Annotated in this window: 15 protein-coding genes; 10 read left to right on the top strand and 5 right to left on the bottom strand. The window is 40.2% G+C overall.

What is annotated here, in order from left to right; translation table 11 throughout:
* Positions 1–36: 36 nt before the first annotated feature.
* The gene (locus FSB73_RS03845) at positions 37–999 is read right to left on the bottom strand and encodes an FkbM family methyltransferase (protein ID WP_146780199.1); all 963 of its coding nucleotides are present in this window, start codon (positions 997–999) and stop codon (positions 37–39) included.
* Between the two features lie 644 nt (positions 1,000–1,643).
* Between FSB73_RS03845 and FSB73_RS03850 the strand changes: the two genes are divergently transcribed.
* Together FSB73_RS03850 and FSB73_RS03855 are read left to right on the top strand one after the other, a co-directional pair.
* Entirely contained in the window at positions 1,644–4,160 is a 2,517-nt protein-coding gene (locus FSB73_RS03850) for a glycosyltransferase family protein (protein WP_146780200.1), read from the top strand.
* A gap of 31 nt (positions 4,161–4,191) precedes the next feature.
* On the top strand, positions 4,192–5,331 hold the full coding sequence (locus FSB73_RS03855; RefSeq protein ID WP_146780201.1) for a glycosyltransferase family 4 protein: 1,140 nt from the start codon (positions 4,192–4,194) through the stop codon (positions 5,329–5,331).
* Here FSB73_RS03855 and FSB73_RS03860 read toward each other — a convergent pair.
* The 3 genes from FSB73_RS03860 to FSB73_RS03870 are packed head-to-tail and all read right to left on the bottom strand — an operon-like array spanning position 5,326 to position 8,195.
* Positions 5,326–6,459, bottom strand: coding sequence for a glycosyltransferase family 4 protein (locus FSB73_RS03860; protein WP_158639402.1), 1,134 nt, complete (start codon positions 6,457–6,459; stop codon positions 5,326–5,328). The genes FSB73_RS03855 and FSB73_RS03860 overlap by 6 nt on opposite strands.
* Positions 6,460–6,513: 54 nt before the next feature.
* Entirely contained in the window at positions 6,514–7,197 is a 684-nt protein-coding gene (locus FSB73_RS03865) for an NAD-dependent epimerase/dehydratase family protein (RefSeq protein ID WP_146780203.1), read from the bottom strand.
* Positions 7,198–7,238: 41 nt separating this feature from the next.
* On the bottom strand, positions 7,239–8,195 hold the full coding sequence (locus tag FSB73_RS03870) for a glycosyltransferase family 2 protein (protein WP_158639403.1): 957 nt from the start codon (positions 8,193–8,195) through the stop codon (positions 7,239–7,241).
* 349 nt (positions 8,196–8,544) lie between these two features.
* Between FSB73_RS03870 and FSB73_RS03875 the strand changes: the two genes are divergently transcribed.
* Complete coding sequence (locus tag FSB73_RS03875; RefSeq protein WP_146780205.1) at positions 8,545–9,390, top strand: glycosyltransferase; 846 nt, start codon at positions 8,545–8,547, stop codon at positions 9,388–9,390.
* Between the two features lie 37 nt (positions 9,391–9,427).
* Here the strand turns inward: FSB73_RS03875 and FSB73_RS03880 are convergent, their stop codons facing one another.
* A complete protein-coding gene (locus tag FSB73_RS03880) occupies positions 9,428–9,613 on the bottom strand; it encodes a hypothetical protein (RefSeq protein ID WP_146780206.1) in 186 nt (61 codons plus the stop codon).
* Between FSB73_RS03880 and FSB73_RS03885 the strand changes: the two genes are divergently transcribed.
* From FSB73_RS03885 to FSB73_RS03915, 7 genes are all read left to right on the top strand, one after another.
* Complete coding sequence (locus FSB73_RS03885) at positions 9,612–10,598, top strand: bifunctional heptose 7-phosphate kinase/heptose 1-phosphate adenyltransferase (RefSeq protein WP_146780207.1); 987 nt, start codon at positions 9,612–9,614, stop codon at positions 10,596–10,598. The two genes, FSB73_RS03880 and FSB73_RS03885, sit on opposite strands and share 2 nt — an antisense overlap.
* Before the next feature lie 153 nt (positions 10,599–10,751).
* Complete coding sequence (locus FSB73_RS03890; protein ID WP_146780208.1) at positions 10,752–12,263, top strand: GH3 family domain-containing protein; 1,512 nt, start codon at positions 10,752–10,754, stop codon at positions 12,261–12,263.
* A 198-nt stretch (positions 12,264–12,461) separates the two neighbouring features.
* On the top strand, positions 12,462–13,124 hold the full coding sequence (locus tag FSB73_RS03895) for a LysE family translocator (protein ID WP_146780209.1): 663 nt from the start codon (positions 12,462–12,464) through the stop codon (positions 13,122–13,124).
* A 60-nt stretch (positions 13,125–13,184) separates the two neighbouring features.
* Positions 13,185–13,844, top strand: a complete 660-nt coding sequence (locus tag FSB73_RS03900) for a MarC family protein (RefSeq protein WP_158639404.1) — start codon at positions 13,185–13,187, stop codon at positions 13,842–13,844.
* A 92-nt stretch (positions 13,845–13,936) separates the two neighbouring features.
* On the top strand, positions 13,937–14,257 hold the full coding sequence (locus FSB73_RS03905) for a helix-turn-helix domain-containing protein (protein ID WP_146780211.1): 321 nt from the start codon (positions 13,937–13,939) through the stop codon (positions 14,255–14,257).
* A gap of 196 nt (positions 14,258–14,453) precedes the next feature.
* Positions 14,454–15,380 (top strand): ABC transporter permease, encoded by a 927-nt coding sequence (locus FSB73_RS03910; protein WP_158639405.1) that lies wholly within the window; start codon positions 14,454–14,456, stop codon positions 15,378–15,380.
* A gap of 17 nt (positions 15,381–15,397) precedes the next feature.
* Positions 15,398–16,852, top strand: coding sequence for an FtsX-like permease family protein (locus FSB73_RS03915; protein ID WP_317132861.1), 1,455 nt, complete (start codon positions 15,398–15,400; stop codon positions 16,850–16,852).
* Positions 16,853–16,868 lie beyond the last annotated feature (16 nt).

Genomic DNA, 16,868 nt, shown 5'->3' on the forward strand with positions numbered 1-16,868 from the left:
GTCATGTTGTTGACCGCTACCATAACTGAAAGAACTCTATGGTCTGAAACAGAATATATTTAGCTGGACGTCAAAATTATTTTTAGAATGCTTCTGGACAAAAGGTTGCTGAATTGAGTCGTCGGCAGTAGTCATGTAGACTGAGAATCCCATCTCACCTATCAAGTTTAGAAGCCGGTTCAGTTGATTTAGCTGATCGGTTTTGCCATGGTATTCCAAAAACATGTTTTTTACCTTATGCAGCTGGTCTTTCGCCGCTGGGATAACTTGATTTTCGGCCCCTTCGATATCAACCTTAAGGAAATCAACATAATCGAAACCTTCCAATAGTTCATTTAGATCCTGGGTTTCCACCCAAGTGCTACCTGCTGTGTTTTGCTCATTTACTTTGCTGCCTTCGGAACCTTCTGCCTGAAAGGAGATTCCGTTATTGTTTGTCCATAAGGCCTTTTTAATCAGGTCAACCGATACATTTAGCGTCGGATTTTGCAGCAGATTTTTCTGCAATAAATGAAAGTTATGGGGATCCGGCTCAAAACCGATGACACGAGCAGCAGGGTATATTTTCTTGAAATACAATATACTAAGGCCAATATTCGCGCCACAGTCAATAATCAACGGATTGGCGCTGGCAGCTTCGAATCGATAGATTTCCCGGACAAAGATCTCTTCATAGGTATGAAAAAGAGAATGACGGTGTTCATAGATGAAGCTGACACCATCGATTCTGATGTTTTTGGGCGTAACGTCATCCAGATGTTTATGATACTTGGCCTGGCCCCAGGAGAGCTGCGACGGCTTGTTATTGAAAAAGACCGGCTCAAACTTTTTTTGACGGCAGACACCAGATTGTGGGCAAATTGTAGCGGGCTCATTGTTTGAGGTCTTTATGCATAAATGTTTTACGGGGTACCGATGGGCACCTGTTAACCGTGATTTGTCTTCAAAAACGGGTTCAGTGGAAGGTTCATCCTCAGATCTTTTACAATTGTGGGCCATCTTATTGGTATCGTATTGTACTCATGGCTCCAAATTATCCAGACCGGTTTGTGAACTGCTCCTGAACGAATAAGTCTGCAAAATAATGAGGTCTTTACCCCCATATTTGACAGCGGGTGGGCCGTAAATGCAAAATTAATCCTGTTATTTATAAACCAGCCAACCAGTATTATTTTCAAAATCCTGCTAAGTGCACTTCAAAGATATACCGAACTAGGCTGACCAGCAAAATTTCAGCCAAAATACAGAGATCAGGGGGTACAATGGGGGGTAAAATTGAAAGATCCATTGTCCATCACTATTATGGCGGTAGATTATAAATAATTTGTGGAGAACCCAGATAAAACCAAAGTGGATTTTTATAAAAATGGAAGACCGATGTCTCTAAGATGTCTACTTAAAGGAAACGACGCAAATCATGGTAGACATGATTAGCCAGCAAAAATACTTTGTGGCCTCTGATATTCGTCAAGTCAATAAATAAGTTTAAATCCTAATATAATTACCAAAAGGCAGTCTATTAATAGACTGCCTTTTTTGTTGTATTAAGTGATATCCCCTCACAACCTGGCTTTCAGGTACGCAAATATTTGCACAATTGGAATTTTCCTTTTAGGTTTGTGAACAATACAAACCCCTATTAGATGAAGTCTATTAATTGGAAACAGGTCTTTCCGCATTTGATCGCTATTCTGGTCTTTTTAATTGTTGCCGTTATCTATTGTCATCCCGCCTTGAGTGGGGATGTGCTGCAACAAAGTGACATACTCCATTGGAAAGGCATGGCCCAAGATGCATTCAATTACAAAGAGCTGCATGGTCACTTTCCTTTGTGGAATACCCATGGCTTTAGCGGGATGCCCAATTATCAGATTGAATTATTCAGTCATAGTTTTTTACCCAATTTTACCGCCATCCTGACCCTTTGGCTTCCAAAACCGATTGCCTTTTTCTTTTTGTTTTGTATTTGTTTTTATATTTTGACGCAGACGGTGCGCTTAAAACCCATTATTGGTGTGCTGGCCAGTCTGGCATTTGCCTATGCAACTTATACCCCCGTCATCGTGGTAGCAGGGCATGAGACCAAGTTATTTGCCATGGCCTATATGCCTGCACTGATTGCCGGATTAATATTACTGTATGAAGGGAGGTATGCCATTGGTATGATCGTAACCACATTTTTTGCCACCATGGAGATAGGCGCCAATCATCCCCAGGTGACATATTACCTTTTGGTCTGTATTGGAATCATGACGGTTGCTTATATAATCCGTTGGGTAAAATCAGCTGAGTGGAAACGAATGGCAGTCGCCTTATCGCTGGCCATCCTGGCTGCAGCCATTGCCCTGGGCAATCAGGCTATGGCCATATTCCCCACGTATCAATATGCCAAATATACCATTCGTGGAGGTAGTGGCATTGATCTGAGTTCAGGCACGCCAAAGCAAATCGCTAAAAAATCCGGCCTCGATGAAAGCTATGCCTTTCAATATTCATTAGCCAAAGCGGAGACCTTTGAGCTGGCCATGCCCAACGCCTTTGGCGGCTATACCGGCAATATGTTTGACCAGGGGTCAGATATGTATAATCAGGCCATGCAACTGGGCGGTCAGTTAAACGGTAAACTGCCTCCTCAACAATTAAATCAGGTTATGCAAGGCGTTTTATCAAAGTATTGGGGCGGTGTTATCCCTTTTACCTCGGGCCCTATTTATGCCGGAACCTTAATTGTCCTGCTGGCCATTATAGGCTGGGTAGTTTGCCCTTCCAAGCATAAATGGTGGATATTAATCGCAACCGTGCTGACGACTTTTATGGCATGGGGTAATTATTTTGAAGGTTTCAATCAGTTCCTCTTTGATCATTTACCACTTTATAATAAGTTCAGGGCGCCTTCTATGGCGATGATTATTCCGCAATTACTTTTGCCACTAATGGCAGGTATCGCACTTCAAAAATTATTTTTCAATAAAGAGGCGACTGATTTTATCACAAAGAACAATAAAAAAATCCTGTATGCCCTAGGTGGATTTATCGCCCTTTTACTGCTGATCTATATCGGCCAAGATTATTCTTTGAACAATCCACCCTTAAAGGAGTTTTTAAATCAGCCTCAGGTAGGAGGATCCGGCATTTTACACACACTGGAAAGTGCCAGAAAATCCATGTTCCTTTCTGGTATTGGCCGGGTTGTCTTATTTAGTGTAATCCTCCTGGCGGCCATTTATGCCTATACGAAAAAGCTGATGAAGCCTACGGTTATTATCAGTCTGCTTTTAGTGGTCACGATGATTGATTTATTGAAGGTAGATAGCATGTACCTGAATAAGGATCAATATATGGAACCAGCTGTCGCTGAATCCACTGCTTTTCAGGAGACTTCCGCCGATCAGGCCATACTTCAAGACAAAAGCCCCCATTACCGGGTACTGAATCTTGCGGCAGGAGATCCATTTACAGATGCCTCCACCTCTTATTATCACCGGTCGCTGGGCGGATATCATGCGGCCAAGCTCTTGATCTATCAAAATATGGTGGCTGCCCATATGAGTGGACAGCTTAACCAATCGATCCTGGATATGCTGGACACCCGTTATATTATTGTACCGGGCCAAAAACAGGGGCAGACAGCTGTTCAGAAAAATCCAGGTGCTCTGGGAGCCGCCTGGTTTGTAAAACATGTGCAGCCAGTAGCAACCACAGTTGATGCACTTAAAGCTATTGGCAACTTCAATCCCACCGATACGGCCTTTGTACTGCAGGCGGATAGTAAAAATGCCGGCCCAGCGCCGGTTTATGATAGTACTGCCAGCATACAGTTAGTCAGTTATGACAATGATTCCATCCAATATAAAACCTCCGCTAAGACGGCTCAATTCGCCGTTTTAAGTGAGATCTATTATCCAGCTGGTTGGAACGCATATATTGACGGCAAAAAAACTGATTATGTCCAGACGGATTATGTATTGCGAGGTCTGGCTGTTCCGGCAGGTGATCACACAATTAGCTTTAGGTTTGAACCGACCGTTGTTGCTGCGTCACAAACGGCAGGATACATATCAAATGTCATTTTCTGGATCTCGATTTTAATTTCTATTTTCTTTTGCTACAAGAAAAAAAATAAAACAAAAGAGTCAGAAACCCAAAACCTACATAAATAGCATTTTAATTTTGCGACGCTCAACGTCATTTATGGAATCGAACTCTTGGAAAAAGGTCCTAACCATTGCACCCTATACGTTTATCCCAGCGTCTTCAGGTGGGCAAAGGGCCGTGTATTATCTGGATCAGCATTTAGGTAAACAAGTAGACCTTATTTGTGTATCTACAGATGGCAATAATACAGGTGAGGACAAAGTGCCTTTACATTTTAAACTATTGCCCTTATTGGGTAGTGGCATCAAAAGATATATTAACCCCATCAATTTTATTAAGTTAAAGCAACTCATCAAAGAAAACCAGATTGAGGTAATTGTTATTGAACACCCTTATTTAGCGTGGCTGGGTTGGTTGCTAAAACTTGCAACAGGTTTACCGCTTGTTATTCGCTCCCATAATATTGAAGCGCTTCGTTTTAAGGCACTGGGCAAATGGTGGTGGCGCATACTGGCCGATTATGAGCGCTGGGCACACAGAAAGGCCAGTCATTCCTTTTTTATTACCAAAGAGGACGCGGACTATGCAGTAACCACTTATGGTATTAAAACAGAACGAACCTCGGTGATCACTTACGGATTGGAAGGGCAAAATACCTTAATGCCCCAGAACAAACAAAAGGTGGTGGTCAATTATAAAAGCACGCATCATATCCCGCAGGATAAAACGCTTTTATTATTTAATGGCATATTTGGCTATCCACCCAATGATCAGGCACTAGAAATCCTAATGGATAAGATCTATCCTGAACTGCTTAAATTGGATGCTAATTTTCATTTATTGATCTGTGGCCGGGATATTCCTGCAAAATATCAACACCAAAAAACGGAAAATCTTACCGTACTTGGATTTGTCCCTGATATTGAGCAGGTCTTTCAGGCAGCAGAAATCTTCTTAAATCCGATCTGGCTGGGTGGAGGTATTAAAACAAAATTGGTAGAAGCGCTGGCGGGTGGCGCTGCAGCCGTATCTTTTCAGAGTGGCGCTATTGGTATTGATCCGGGCTTGCTGGAAGGAAAATTAAAAATTGTTCCCGATCAGGATATTAAGGCTTTTGCTCAGGCGATCCTTACGGCCAGAGCGGCTATTTACACACCTGTACCGCCTGCATTTTTAGCTCATTTTGACTGGGATCAGATTGCAAAAAAGGCAGTCCATGCAATTAGAGGGTTATGACCCAATTAATAATCCTTTAATATTCCTACAAAAAGTATTTTTACCAAATAATTCGACGGCTTTTTCCTTATTGAAGATACCCATTGCCCTGGTAGTTTCCTTGTTTGAAATCACCTTTTTTATAATTGCTACACCTTCCTCGATTATTTTGTTATCCTCCATAGCCGTGATTAAATACCCGTTTTCTCCATCTTTAATATAATCTGGTATGCCACCTACAGCTGTGGAAACCACTATTTTGCCATAAGCCATCATTTGCATCACGACTATTGGTAATCCTTCAAATTCTGATGTTAGCATTAAAACATCTGCTTTTTCATAAATCTGCTTTAACCTTTGCTCGTCGTTAATGTTGCCATAAAAGGTACAAAAAGGATAATCATCAGTATTAAAAACAAGTTCAACATCGCCGACAAAACTAAAATGTACTCCTACATTTTCCTCAAAAAGAATGCGAGCAATCCTGGCAATCAATTCGGGTCTTTTCTGTGGAGCGCCACGACCTACAAATATTACTTGCAATATTTCATTATTGATCACCTCATTTGTCGGAATTTCAATACTATTATCCATAAAACGAAAACGATCTTCATAATCGACAGGAACGCCAGCTTTCAAATAAACGTTCTTTACTTCGCGCATTAGATGCATGGTACTAAATAAACGAATATCCAAATAAGGGGCAAAGGCTATTGAATAATTAATCCAAGTAGACAAATGAATCAATTCGATCTTTTTAATCCTTTTTGATAAATGAGGTACAATCTTATACAAAAAAATGCATTCTCCACCCATTACAGTAGCACTACCCTGCGCCTCTATCCAGCTAGCAATAACCCCTCTGTAAAAGAAATTAACAAAATGAAAGAGCTTATTATCAATTTTGGAATGAAGATCTATGATTGGAACCCCAAGAGCTTTAAATCTCTCAGCAAATAAATTATTCTTTGGCTTTTTAGAGAATATAATCAGGCATTTTTTGTCTTTTTTAATACAATCCACAATATCCAGATTCACTTTTGGGGAACCACCAATGTCAGCATTCGGAAAAAAAAAGAATATATCGACTGGAAATCTTAACTGTCGATATTTACCATATATCCTTCCCAATAAGACAAAGGGAAACATACAAAGCAACTCGAATTTTAATTTTAATCTGGATTTCTTATAGGATTTCATTGCTCAAAAATACTTATTTAAAATCCTTTCAATATAATTATGTGAAAAATCAATCTGCAATTGGCTAATAATTGGATGAATTTCAATCGTAGGGATTAATGGGCCATTCCCCCTATTTACAATATTGTAAATTCCCTTTATCTGGTAATGCTTTTCAATTGCTTCAACAATATCCAATACAGAATAATTTGTAATATTTGCTACATTTACGATTTGATTCATAAAAAATTCGTGTCTTAAAATATAATCACAAATTTTATACATATCATCAATATCCAAAATATTTCTGGAAGCGAATCGCCAAATATCAAATGGATGTTTTTTGATAATTTGATTTAGAAAAAAATTAAAAAAGGTATGCGTATTGTTTGTGTTACCAATAGGATTCGAAATTCTAAAAATTACAAACTTTTTTACATTACCTTGGATCCAATTTTCCATGGAAATTTTGTGCTGAACATAAGGAATTCCCTTTTGCTCATCATCCAATATACTACAGGTACTAAAATACACTAATATTTTATCCGGATGCCGTAAAGCATATTGCCGTAAAAGATCATATTCTCTGTTAAAGGCTTTCTGGTCAAGGCAATTAGAATTCGATACACCTGAGGCGTATATCAAAAATCCATCTTCGTGCTGATATGGTGCAAACCGAGTTGCTATCATTCCATTACCTATAACCATCCACTTAATTTTAATTCCATTCGTGATAAAGATAAAGTCTTTTAATCTTTCATCTTAGGTAATTGACTCAAATATGAACCAAACATGAATATTTTAGAAAAAATGCCCCTTTTCAAAAGGCCATAAGGGACTTTTCTTTGATGCTCCAACATCCTAATTAATAAATCTGGCCAATTCCCACCACCATATGCTGTTAGTTGATCGTAGCTTTTGACCTTCATATTCCTTAATAAGCGCCACCAACCATCATATACAACTATATTCTTTAACCAATTTTCATGATACCTATCTAAAATCTTTTTGGCCTCCCCTATCTCCACCGTGGGATTATTTTTAACAGATTGGGTGACCTGTTCCTGATTGACACCTATACAAATAAGTGCTTTGCTAATATGTGCCACCCCTACTTTTTTTAACAAAACCTGAATATAATAATCGATATCTACCAACCAATGAAGGTCTGGATTATACATCACCATCACTTCTGCTCTTATCATGCAAACACTAGGTGGTCCAATTAAGTTGCCTGACATCAATAATAATGGATTTTCTTCAACCTTCTTTAGCTTATATTTTGGGAAAACAACAATCTTCGACTTGGATTTATTCAAATACTGATTTACGTAATTAGAAAAAACAAAATCAATGTCTTCTTTTTGCGCCTCCGCAGCAAAAATAGACAAACTATCCTTGTCGGAAAACCAATCGTCATCATGCATTATCTTTTTCCATTGACCTTTTGATTGGCTTATTGCATAATTCCAATTATCCGGCATACCTCTAGGTCTTGAATTTGATTTGTAAACAATCTCTGGAATCCGATCGCTGTATGTTGCAACTAATTTTTCTACTGCATCATCTGGGCTATCATCTGAAATAAAGACATCATAATCTTTAAAGGTTTGTATAGCAATGCTGTCGAGCAGCCTTTTTAAATAGGATGTGTTTTTATATGCTGGAATGCAAATTGAAATGAATGGTTGATTCTTATTTGCCACAATTATAATTTTATAATACGCTTCAAAACTGTAATACTAAAATAACGACCAAAATTAGCCAATTATTTTTAATCCATAAATTAAAAAATAAATACATTTACATATTAATCAATGTATTATGTATATATTATTTAATTATTTATACTCATTGTCCAGTTGTCATTCACAAAAGGTCTTACCTCTCGCTAATTTTACAAAAACTGAATACAAACGATTTAATTTTGTTACTGAATAATGCCCTTCCATAAGCAATAATACCAATACAATTGCGTTTTCCACTTCTTTTCGACTTATTGTATAATTTTTGTGGTAATTTTCCTGTCCGATCACTTATAAATTAATATATCCTATGGGATCCATTGCCGCAATTGTTATTACTTACCAACCTGGACCAGAGGTTACTAGCAATATCCAGTCTTACCTGGGTTTGGTGGATCATCTCTATATCGCCGACAATAGTGAGCCCAAATTATCTTTTTCCAGTGGTATTCTGGATAACAGCAAAATCACCTTAATTAATACTGGTGGCAATGAAGGCATTGCCACCAGGTTAAACCAGGTGGCAGAAAAGGCCATTGCTGACGGTTATCAGTGGCTATTGACCATGGATCAGGATTCTTATTTTGAGCCGGAACATATCCAGGCCTATTTTGATTATGCAAGGGAATTTCCCGGACATGACCAGGTAGCCATGTTTGGGGTAGAAACTGTCAATAAACCGGAACTGATTGCAGATCTCAGTGAAAAGGCAGATCAGTTAATCACTTCCGGCAGCCTCGTGAATCTATCCTTATATAAAGACATTGGCCCTTTTGATGAAAGCTTATTTATCGATGAAGTAGACCATGAATATTGCTATCGGGCCAGTCTCAGGGGCTATCAGGTAATCCAGTTCACCCATATTTTTCTCCAGCACCAACTAGGAGAAGCCGTCAATATCAAAACCATCCAGGGCAGCAGCAGATCAACCAGCTTCCATTCCCCGCTCCGGCTCTATTATATGGTACGCAATTTTCTGTATGTACGGGAGAAATACAAGGACGTATTAGGCCATGTATTTAAAGTAAGAACTACCGCGCTTATGCACCGGATAAAAAACAATTTGTTATATGGTCCTAATAAATGGCAGACACTAAAAATGGTGCTCTTAGCCGTAGGGGATTTTAAAAGGGGGAAAATGGGTAAAAAGAAGTAGGGTGTAAACATCCTACTTAAAATGAAAGCCTTCCCCACTAAGAACTGTTCATAGCAGGGAAGTTATTAACTTTGCGCCGAAGCGGGCAGCAGGTTTTATCAGGCAAAACAGATATTATTACTGCCTTTGTTGCTCTTTGGTAAACGATCAACTTTTTTAAATTGGCAGACAATTCAATTTCAACAGATTCTAAGAATAAAACTACTTCTTCCCCTAAATCCATGATTCAGGGGGTATTTGACGGATTTAAAAACATAACCGTAGCCGTACTGGGGGATGTTATGCTTGACAGCTATCTATGGGGTCAGGTTGACAGAATATCCCCGGAAGCGCCTGTCCCAATCGTCTACGTCCAAAGAGAAGAGCTCCGATTGGGTGGTGCAGCTAACGTAGCACTGAACCTGGCCTCATTGGGGGCACAGGTTCATTTATTTTCTGTTGCAGGTGAAGACAGTTATAGCAGTGCCTTATTCAACCTGCTTGAAACCCAACAGATCAGCCCGCAGCACATTCTGCTTAGTCCAGACCGACCCACAACCCGCAAAACCAGGATAATGGCCCGCAATCAGCAGGTGATGCGCCTGGACAACGAGATCACGGATAATTTACCTAAACATCTGGAAATCCAACTATTAGAACAATTAGAAACATTCTTTAAAACCCAAAAGCCCAAACTTTTAATCCTGGAGGATTACAATAAAGGGGTTTTAACACCTAAAGTAATTGAAGGCGCCATTGGGCTTGCAAAAAAATATGGGGTAATCACAGCCGTTGATCCCAAGCATCAGCATTTCTTTTTATATAAAGAAGTGACCATCTTTAAACCCAATCTGGGTGAAATTAAAACGGCACTCGGCCTAACTGATTCAGGTAAACTCGGTATGGAAAGCCTGAGGGTAATGCATGAGGCGCTCTTTAAAGAGTTGGGACACACTTATTCCTTATTTACCTTATCAGAAAAGGGTGTTTTTTACCAAAAAAGCGGGGAGCAGTCAAGACTGATTCCTGCCAAAATTCGCAATATTGCCGACGTGAGCGGTGCAGGCGATACCGTCATTGCAGTGATCAGCCTGGTTTTTGCGCTGACAGCCGATATGTCACTTGCCGCTGAGCTGGGTAATATAGCCGGTGGGCTTGTCTGCGAACAGGTTGGTACCGTTGCCATCGATAAAGGGTTATTATTAGAGGAAGCTTTAAAACACCTTTAACAATTACCATTCATTAGATTTTTTCCTGGGAGAATATACAAAAACTCGGCTATCTTTGCACCTAACGATGCAATGTACGATAGTGAGCAGATTCCTCTTTTAAGGAAAACTTGAATCTGACTTGCTTCCATTTTTTAATTTATTTATTAGTGAATGGCCATTTTTGATATTAAACTTCCCAACCGGATGGCAAAGGCTTTGCGCCTGGCTAATGGGGATGTGTGTAAGCAACAGCTAAGGATACTGAAGAAGTTGTTGCATAAAGCCAGATTTACGGAGTTCGGACAAAAGTATCATTTTGATAATATATTAATGCAGCCTGACCCGGTGAAAGCCTTTCAGCAAAACGTGCCTATTTATAATTATAGCTCGATCTATAAGCAATGGTGGCACCGTTCTTTGGAAAACAAGCCGGATGTCTGCTGGCCTGGCAAAGTAAAATACTACGCCCTTTCCAGTGGCACCAGTGATGCTGCCAGTAAATACCTGCCTATTACAAATGACCTGCTCCAAGGCAATAAGCTGGTCATGATCAAGCAACTGCTCAGCCTGCGTAATTATACAGATATCAATGTCCGCTCTATTGGACGTGGCTGGCTACTACTTAGTGGCAGCACTGATCTGCAAAAAGGAATCGGCCATTACCTGGGTGACCTGAGTGGTATTACGGTCAAAAAATCGCCTTTCTGGTTCCAGCCTTTTTATAAGCCCACTAAGGAAATTGCCCGGGAAAAAGACTGGAATAAGAAATTGGAGGAGATCGTTGATAATGCCGGCGATTGGGATATTGGGTTTATTGTAGGTGTCCCGGCATGGGTACAAATGTGTATGGAGATGGTTATTGAGAAGTATCATCTCAATAATATCCATGAAATCTGGCCCAATCTCTCCTATTTTGTCCACGGCGGTGTCAGTTTTGAACCTTATAAGAAAGGGTTCAATAAACTACTGGGAAAACCCCTGACTTATATTGAGACCTATCTGGCCAGCGAAGGGTTTATCGCCTACCAAAACCGTCAGGACGCCTGCGGTGGTATGCGTCTGGTGGTCAGTGATCATATTTTCTTTGAATTTGTTCCTTTTGATGACCGAAATTTTACCCCGGATGGCGATCTGGTGGAAAATCCTGAGATCTTACTGGCCCACCAGGTCAGTGAAGGAAAAGACTATGCATTACTAATAAGCACACCGGCAGGTGCCTGGCGTTATTTACTGGGAGACACGATCCGTTTCACGGATGTCTCCCGCTCAGAAATTATTATATCAGGCAGGACTAAACATTTCTTAAGTCTGGTAGGGGAACATCTGAGTGTAGATAATATGAACAAGGCTATTCAGCTGGCTGGAGAAGAGCTGGACCTTCCCATTACAGAATTTACGGTATCTGGCGAACCGCATGGCAGTTTTTTCGCCCATAGGTGGTTTGTCGCCTGTGATCAGCCGGTGGACAAACCAGTCCTTGCTGCAGTCATTGATAAGCACCTCAAAGCGCTCAATGATGACTACGCAGTGGAAAGAAAAAGTGCACTCAGAGAAATCTTTGTGGAAGTTTTTCCGGAAGAGACTTTTCTTAAATTTCTGGAAATCAGAGGCAAAATGGGTGGCCAGCATAAATTCCCCCGGGTTTTAAAGGGCGGTTTACTGGAAGCCTGGAAGAATTTTTAACCGAACAGGGCTATTAATTTGCTTTTTAAGGGTTTATTATTTGAAATCCTCTAATATTTCTATATTTTCACGCTTATAAAGGCTTATCTGATAGCGTAAAACGCTATCAGATCCTTCTTTATTTGTTTTAAATTATAAAAACAATCATGGGGTGCGACCAGTCGAAAATTGAACAGGTAGCCTTCCGTAATATATTTAATGTTATTTTCAGCAATAATAAAAGGTCTGGCTATCGGACTTATGCTAGGCATTTCTGTTGGCCCGGTTATTTTTGCGATCATCAAACAGAGCATTAGTAACGGTCACAAAGGCGGGGTGGCCTTTATATTAGGCGTATCCATGTCGGATACGCTGCTGGTTATCTTATGTAACTTTTTTACCCAGATCTTCAGCTCTACCGGAATGCTGGAAAAGATCATTGGTTTTGGCGGTAGTTTCTTTTTAATCGGACTCGGCTTTTATAACTTCTTCCTCAAAAAGTCTATCACCAACGAGGACAATGAAATCCTGCATAAAAAGCTCAGTCATCGGGACGTACTATCTATCTTTTTTTCCGGATTCTTAATGAATTCCTTAAATCCGGCAGTTATTTTATTCTGGATTGCGACCTCGGCCAGTATTATGGTCAGTGCCAAAAACTATCTCCCCTATGAGATCCAGTATCGGATCGTCGTATTTTTAACCTGCCTGATATTCACTTTTACTCTGGATATCTCCAAAGTATTTTTAGCCGGCAAGATCAGGAACCGATTAACGCCCCATAATATTCATATTGTGAATAGGATTTCCGGGGCAATTTTTATTATATTTGGTTTAGCTTTATTATATGGCATTTATTCCGGTCGGGTACTCTCCCACTAGGATACATAACTAAGAAAATACGTTAACTGTCAAACAAAGCATCAATGTAATATGGAATCAATGTCCGCGTTTTTACATCTGGCCTTTATTACTTTTATCACCTTATTCCCGGCGGTGAATCCGGTGGGTAGCTCCTTTATGATAGATCCGCTGTTAAGCGGTCTGACCAAAAAGCAGCGATTGATTGCCGCCAGAAAAATATCTTTTTATAGTCTGACTATTTGTGTCGTATCCGTTATCCTTGGTAGCTGGATCATGAAATTATTCGGGCTATCACTACCCATAGTGCAGATTGCCGGTGGGATTATTATCTTTAATATGGGTTGGAATCTGCTGATTTCTAAAAAAGAAACCAGTAAAGGCCCTGAAACCTTTACCCAGCCAGAGGATAAATACAAGGAAGTCGAAAATATTCTTTTCTATCCGATTGCTTTTCCCATGCTGTCAGGTGCCGGTACAATTTCCGTATTACTGACACTAAGCGCCTCCAGTGCCAATCAAAACTGGCAACAGTATCTGTTTAATACCGGCTCTTTGATTGTGGGAATTATCATGATGGTGCTGTTAATCTACATTTGCCTGATCAATACCTTATTTTTATTTAAACGCATTGGTAAACGTGGCCAGCAGGTAGTCAACCGTATTAGTGCCTTTTTGGTCATGTGCGTAGGACTTCAGATTCTCTGGGAGGGTATCCAGCACCTGCTGAAAATGAAATAATGGATTGTTTTATTCGGATTGATCAGCACTTTGCATGCCTAAAAAAATTTAATGAATGACAAATCATTCATTATTGCACAAATTTCGCCTCTATGAATGATTTTTCATACAATCCAGCCATTAGTGACGCGGCCATTATAAAGGATATTGGCACTTTTATTAAACAAAAAAGAGCAGAACAAAACCTGACACAAGCCGAACTATCTGAGCGGGCAGCCATGAATCGCTCAACACTCAGCCTGATTAATCTGATAAAAATATTGCGTATGCTTGACTTACTGTACGTATTTGCGGAGTTTAGATATGAGCCTGTAATCAGTCCCATGTTATTGGCAAAAGCAGATGAAAAAATGCGTAACAGCGCTGCCAGGAATAAAAATCAATCAAATACAGGTGCAGATTGGTCATGGTAAGACAAGGCCTCAGGACAATTTATGATGTTCACATTCGTTACAATAATTGTCCGAAAACGAACAGTTAGCCAGAACAAAAACTCTAACTTATTATTTATCTTATAGTTACATAAGTGGCATCAAAATCGTTTAAAAGAAAATGCAATACGCATTTTCTTTTTTTTACTTTTTTGATTACAAAATAATCCAAAACGCGATGTGGAAGCATTACCTAAAAGTTGCCTGGCGGAATCTAAAACGTGCCAAGACCTTCTCCTTGATTAATATCATCGGGCTCAGCCTTGGGCTTACCTGCAGTATCCTGATCCTGTTATTTGTCAAAGATGAGTTGAGCTTTGACAGGTTTCATGAAAAGGGGCAGCAAATCTATCGAATCAATTCAAAGTCAACTGTAAATGGGGAAACTGGACAAAGTAGTATCACTGGTACCTTGGAAGGCCCCAGGTTTGAGCAGAATGTACCGGGTATTAAGGCATTTATTCGCTATCAACAAGCCGGCACCAATATCAAAAGGGGCACAGACGTAGAACCTTTAAGACTTTTTAGAACAGACAGCAACTTTTTCCAGGTCTTTAGCTTCCCACTTATTGCAGGGGACCCAGCCACTTGTCTAAAAGATCCTTATTCCATTGTTCTGTCTAAAGATGAGGCCATCCGGCAATTTGGTTCTACAGATATTATCGGTAAAACCATTCAGCTAAAGCAGGATAGTGCTTTTGTACCGTACACTGTGACAGCTGTTGCAAAAAATTGTCCGGAGAATTCTTCCATTCGCTTCCCAGCCCTGGCCCTTTTCAGGGCCAGTAAGGCCGATGAACAAAATGATGAAAATTGGTTCAGCCATTACTTAAATACATTTGTCCTGCTGGATAAAAATGCCAATGCCACCCAGGTAGAGCACCAGATGCAAAAGTATTTTCAAAAAGATGCCAGTGGCACTTTTCATGCGATGCTGCAAAAATTCGGGATACCGGAAAATTCCATATCCTTACCTATTTACCAACTGCAACCGCTTGAGCGGATGCATCTGGACAAAGATGTCCACTCTGGCAATGGCATAGTAGCCACTGGCAACATCACAAATGCCTATATCATGGGGCCATTGCACTTTTTATCCTGCTGATCGCCTGTATCAATTTTATTAATCTTACAGTAGCCAGGTCCATCAAAAGAGCCAAAGAAATTGGTATCCGCAAGGTCGTTGGCAGTACTAAAAAGCAACTCACAGCGCAGTTTATGGGGGAATCCATTTTGCTGTGTCTCATTGCTTTTACGCTGGCACTTATCCTGACAAAGGCGACACTTCCTTTATTTAATTCGCTGTCTAACAAGTCCTTATCGCTCAGTTATCTATTTGACGGGAAACTAACAGCGGAGCTAATTGCACTTTTTTTATTGACCAGTTTTATTGCCGGGTTTTACCCGGCAATGGTGCTCACCCGCTATGAGCCCACTAAGATTCTCTATAACCGCTTTCAGGTGGCTGGCAAAAACTATTTGCAGAAAAGCCTGGTTGTCCTGCAATTTGTGCTAGCCACTTGTTTGGTTGCACTGACCTTTGTACTATACCAACAGTTTAAATACATCACAAGTGCCAATCTGGGTTATGACGACAGTAATCTGGTGCTCATCGAGCAATATGATAATCATTCAAAGGGGCAGCTTTTCACTAAGCTATTAGCTGAAAATCCAAATATCCAGGAAGTGGCCGCAAAAAATGCAGGCAATAACTCTACCATTGGCAAAATCACCAGCGGAGAAATCATCAATTTCAGAAAGGACTTAATTACGCCCAATTACCTGACGGAATTAAAGATCCCCATGGTACAAGGCCGGAATTTTTCCATGACAAATGCCTCAGACTCTGTGGATAAAGTCCTGGTCAATGAAGCCTTTGTCAAAAAGGCCGGCTGGACGGATCCGCTTGGGCAAAAAATCACCTTTACAACGGAAAATAATAAGACAGCAGAGATCATAGGCGTTGTTAAAAATTATCATTACGGTTCCATGAATGAAAACATCGAACCTCAGTTATTTAAGTGGCAGGATGTCCAGGACTTAAACGGCTTTTATATTAAAATCAAACCAGGTAATACCACGCAGGCCCTGGCCTTTATCAAAAAGGCATATCAGCAGGTTTATCCGATGTCACCCTATAGTTATAATTTTGTTCAGGCCTCCAATAAACTCCAGTACAGTGATATTGAAAAATGGCGTCAAATATTATTTTTTGGTGGTCTGATTACTATTTTAATTTCATTTATGGGGCTTTATGGTCTTTCTGTACTCTCATCTGAGCGGCGCAAAAAAGAAATTGGGATCCGTAAGGTCTACGGCGCCACTGTTAGCAGTATTACAAGGCTACTGACAACAGATTACCTGAAGCTGGTATTAATAGCGTTTATCATTGCAACACCTTTGACCATTATTGCCGCCCGGAAGTTTTTGCAGACGATGCTTTATCGGATCCCGCTATCTGTGGAACTATTTATTATCCCGGATATCCTGGTGATTTTACTAGCCTTTATAACGGTTTATTTACAGACCAGGCAAAGTGCCATTACAAATCCTGTCAAGAGCCTGAAAAATGAATAACCGTGAGCAACAAATC

Source organism: Arachidicoccus ginsenosidivorans, assembly GCF_007971385.1.
GTDB classification, from domain to species: Bacteria; Bacteroidota; Bacteroidia; order Chitinophagales; family Chitinophagaceae; genus Arachidicoccus; species Arachidicoccus ginsenosidivorans.

What these genes read in the sequence shown, in the direction of transcription:
- FSB73_RS03845 (WP_146780199.1), bottom strand. Translation starts at nt 999, where the DNA reads ATGGCCCACAATTGTAAAAGATCTGAGGATGAACCTTCCACTGAACCC.
- FSB73_RS03850 (WP_146780200.1), top strand. Translation starts at nt 1,644, where the DNA reads ATGAAGTCTATTAATTGGAAACAGGTCTTTCCGCATTTGATCGCTATT.
- FSB73_RS03855 (WP_146780201.1), top strand. Translation starts at nt 4,192, where the DNA reads ATGGAATCGAACTCTTGGAAAAAGGTCCTAACCATTGCACCCTATACG.
- FSB73_RS03860 (WP_158639402.1), bottom strand. Translation starts at nt 6,459, where the DNA reads ATGTTTCCCTTTGTCTTATTGGGAAGGATATATGGTAAATATCGACAG.
- FSB73_RS03865 (WP_146780203.1), bottom strand. Translation starts at nt 7,197, where the DNA reads ATGGTTATAGGTAATGGAATGATAGCAACTCGGTTTGCACCATATCAG.
- FSB73_RS03875 (WP_146780205.1), top strand. Translation starts at nt 8,545, where the DNA reads ATGGGATCCATTGCCGCAATTGTTATTACTTACCAACCTGGACCAGAG.
- FSB73_RS03885 (WP_146780207.1), top strand. Translation starts at nt 9,612, where the DNA reads ATGATTCAGGGGGTATTTGACGGATTTAAAAACATAACCGTAGCCGTA.
- FSB73_RS03880 (WP_146780206.1), bottom strand. Translation starts at nt 9,613, where the DNA reads ATGGATTTAGGGGAAGAAGTAGTTTTATTCTTAGAATCTGTTGAAATT.
- FSB73_RS03890 (WP_146780208.1), top strand. Translation starts at nt 10,752, where the DNA reads ATGGCCATTTTTGATATTAAACTTCCCAACCGGATGGCAAAGGCTTTG.
- FSB73_RS03895 (WP_146780209.1), top strand. Translation starts at nt 12,462, where the DNA reads ATGTTATTTTCAGCAATAATAAAAGGTCTGGCTATCGGACTTATGCTA.
- FSB73_RS03900 (WP_158639404.1), top strand. Translation starts at nt 13,185, where the DNA reads ATGTCCGCGTTTTTACATCTGGCCTTTATTACTTTTATCACCTTATTC.
- FSB73_RS03905 (WP_146780211.1), top strand. Translation starts at nt 13,937, where the DNA reads ATGAATGATTTTTCATACAATCCAGCCATTAGTGACGCGGCCATTATA.
- FSB73_RS03910 (WP_158639405.1), top strand. Translation starts at nt 14,454, where the DNA reads ATGTGGAAGCATTACCTAAAAGTTGCCTGGCGGAATCTAAAACGTGCC.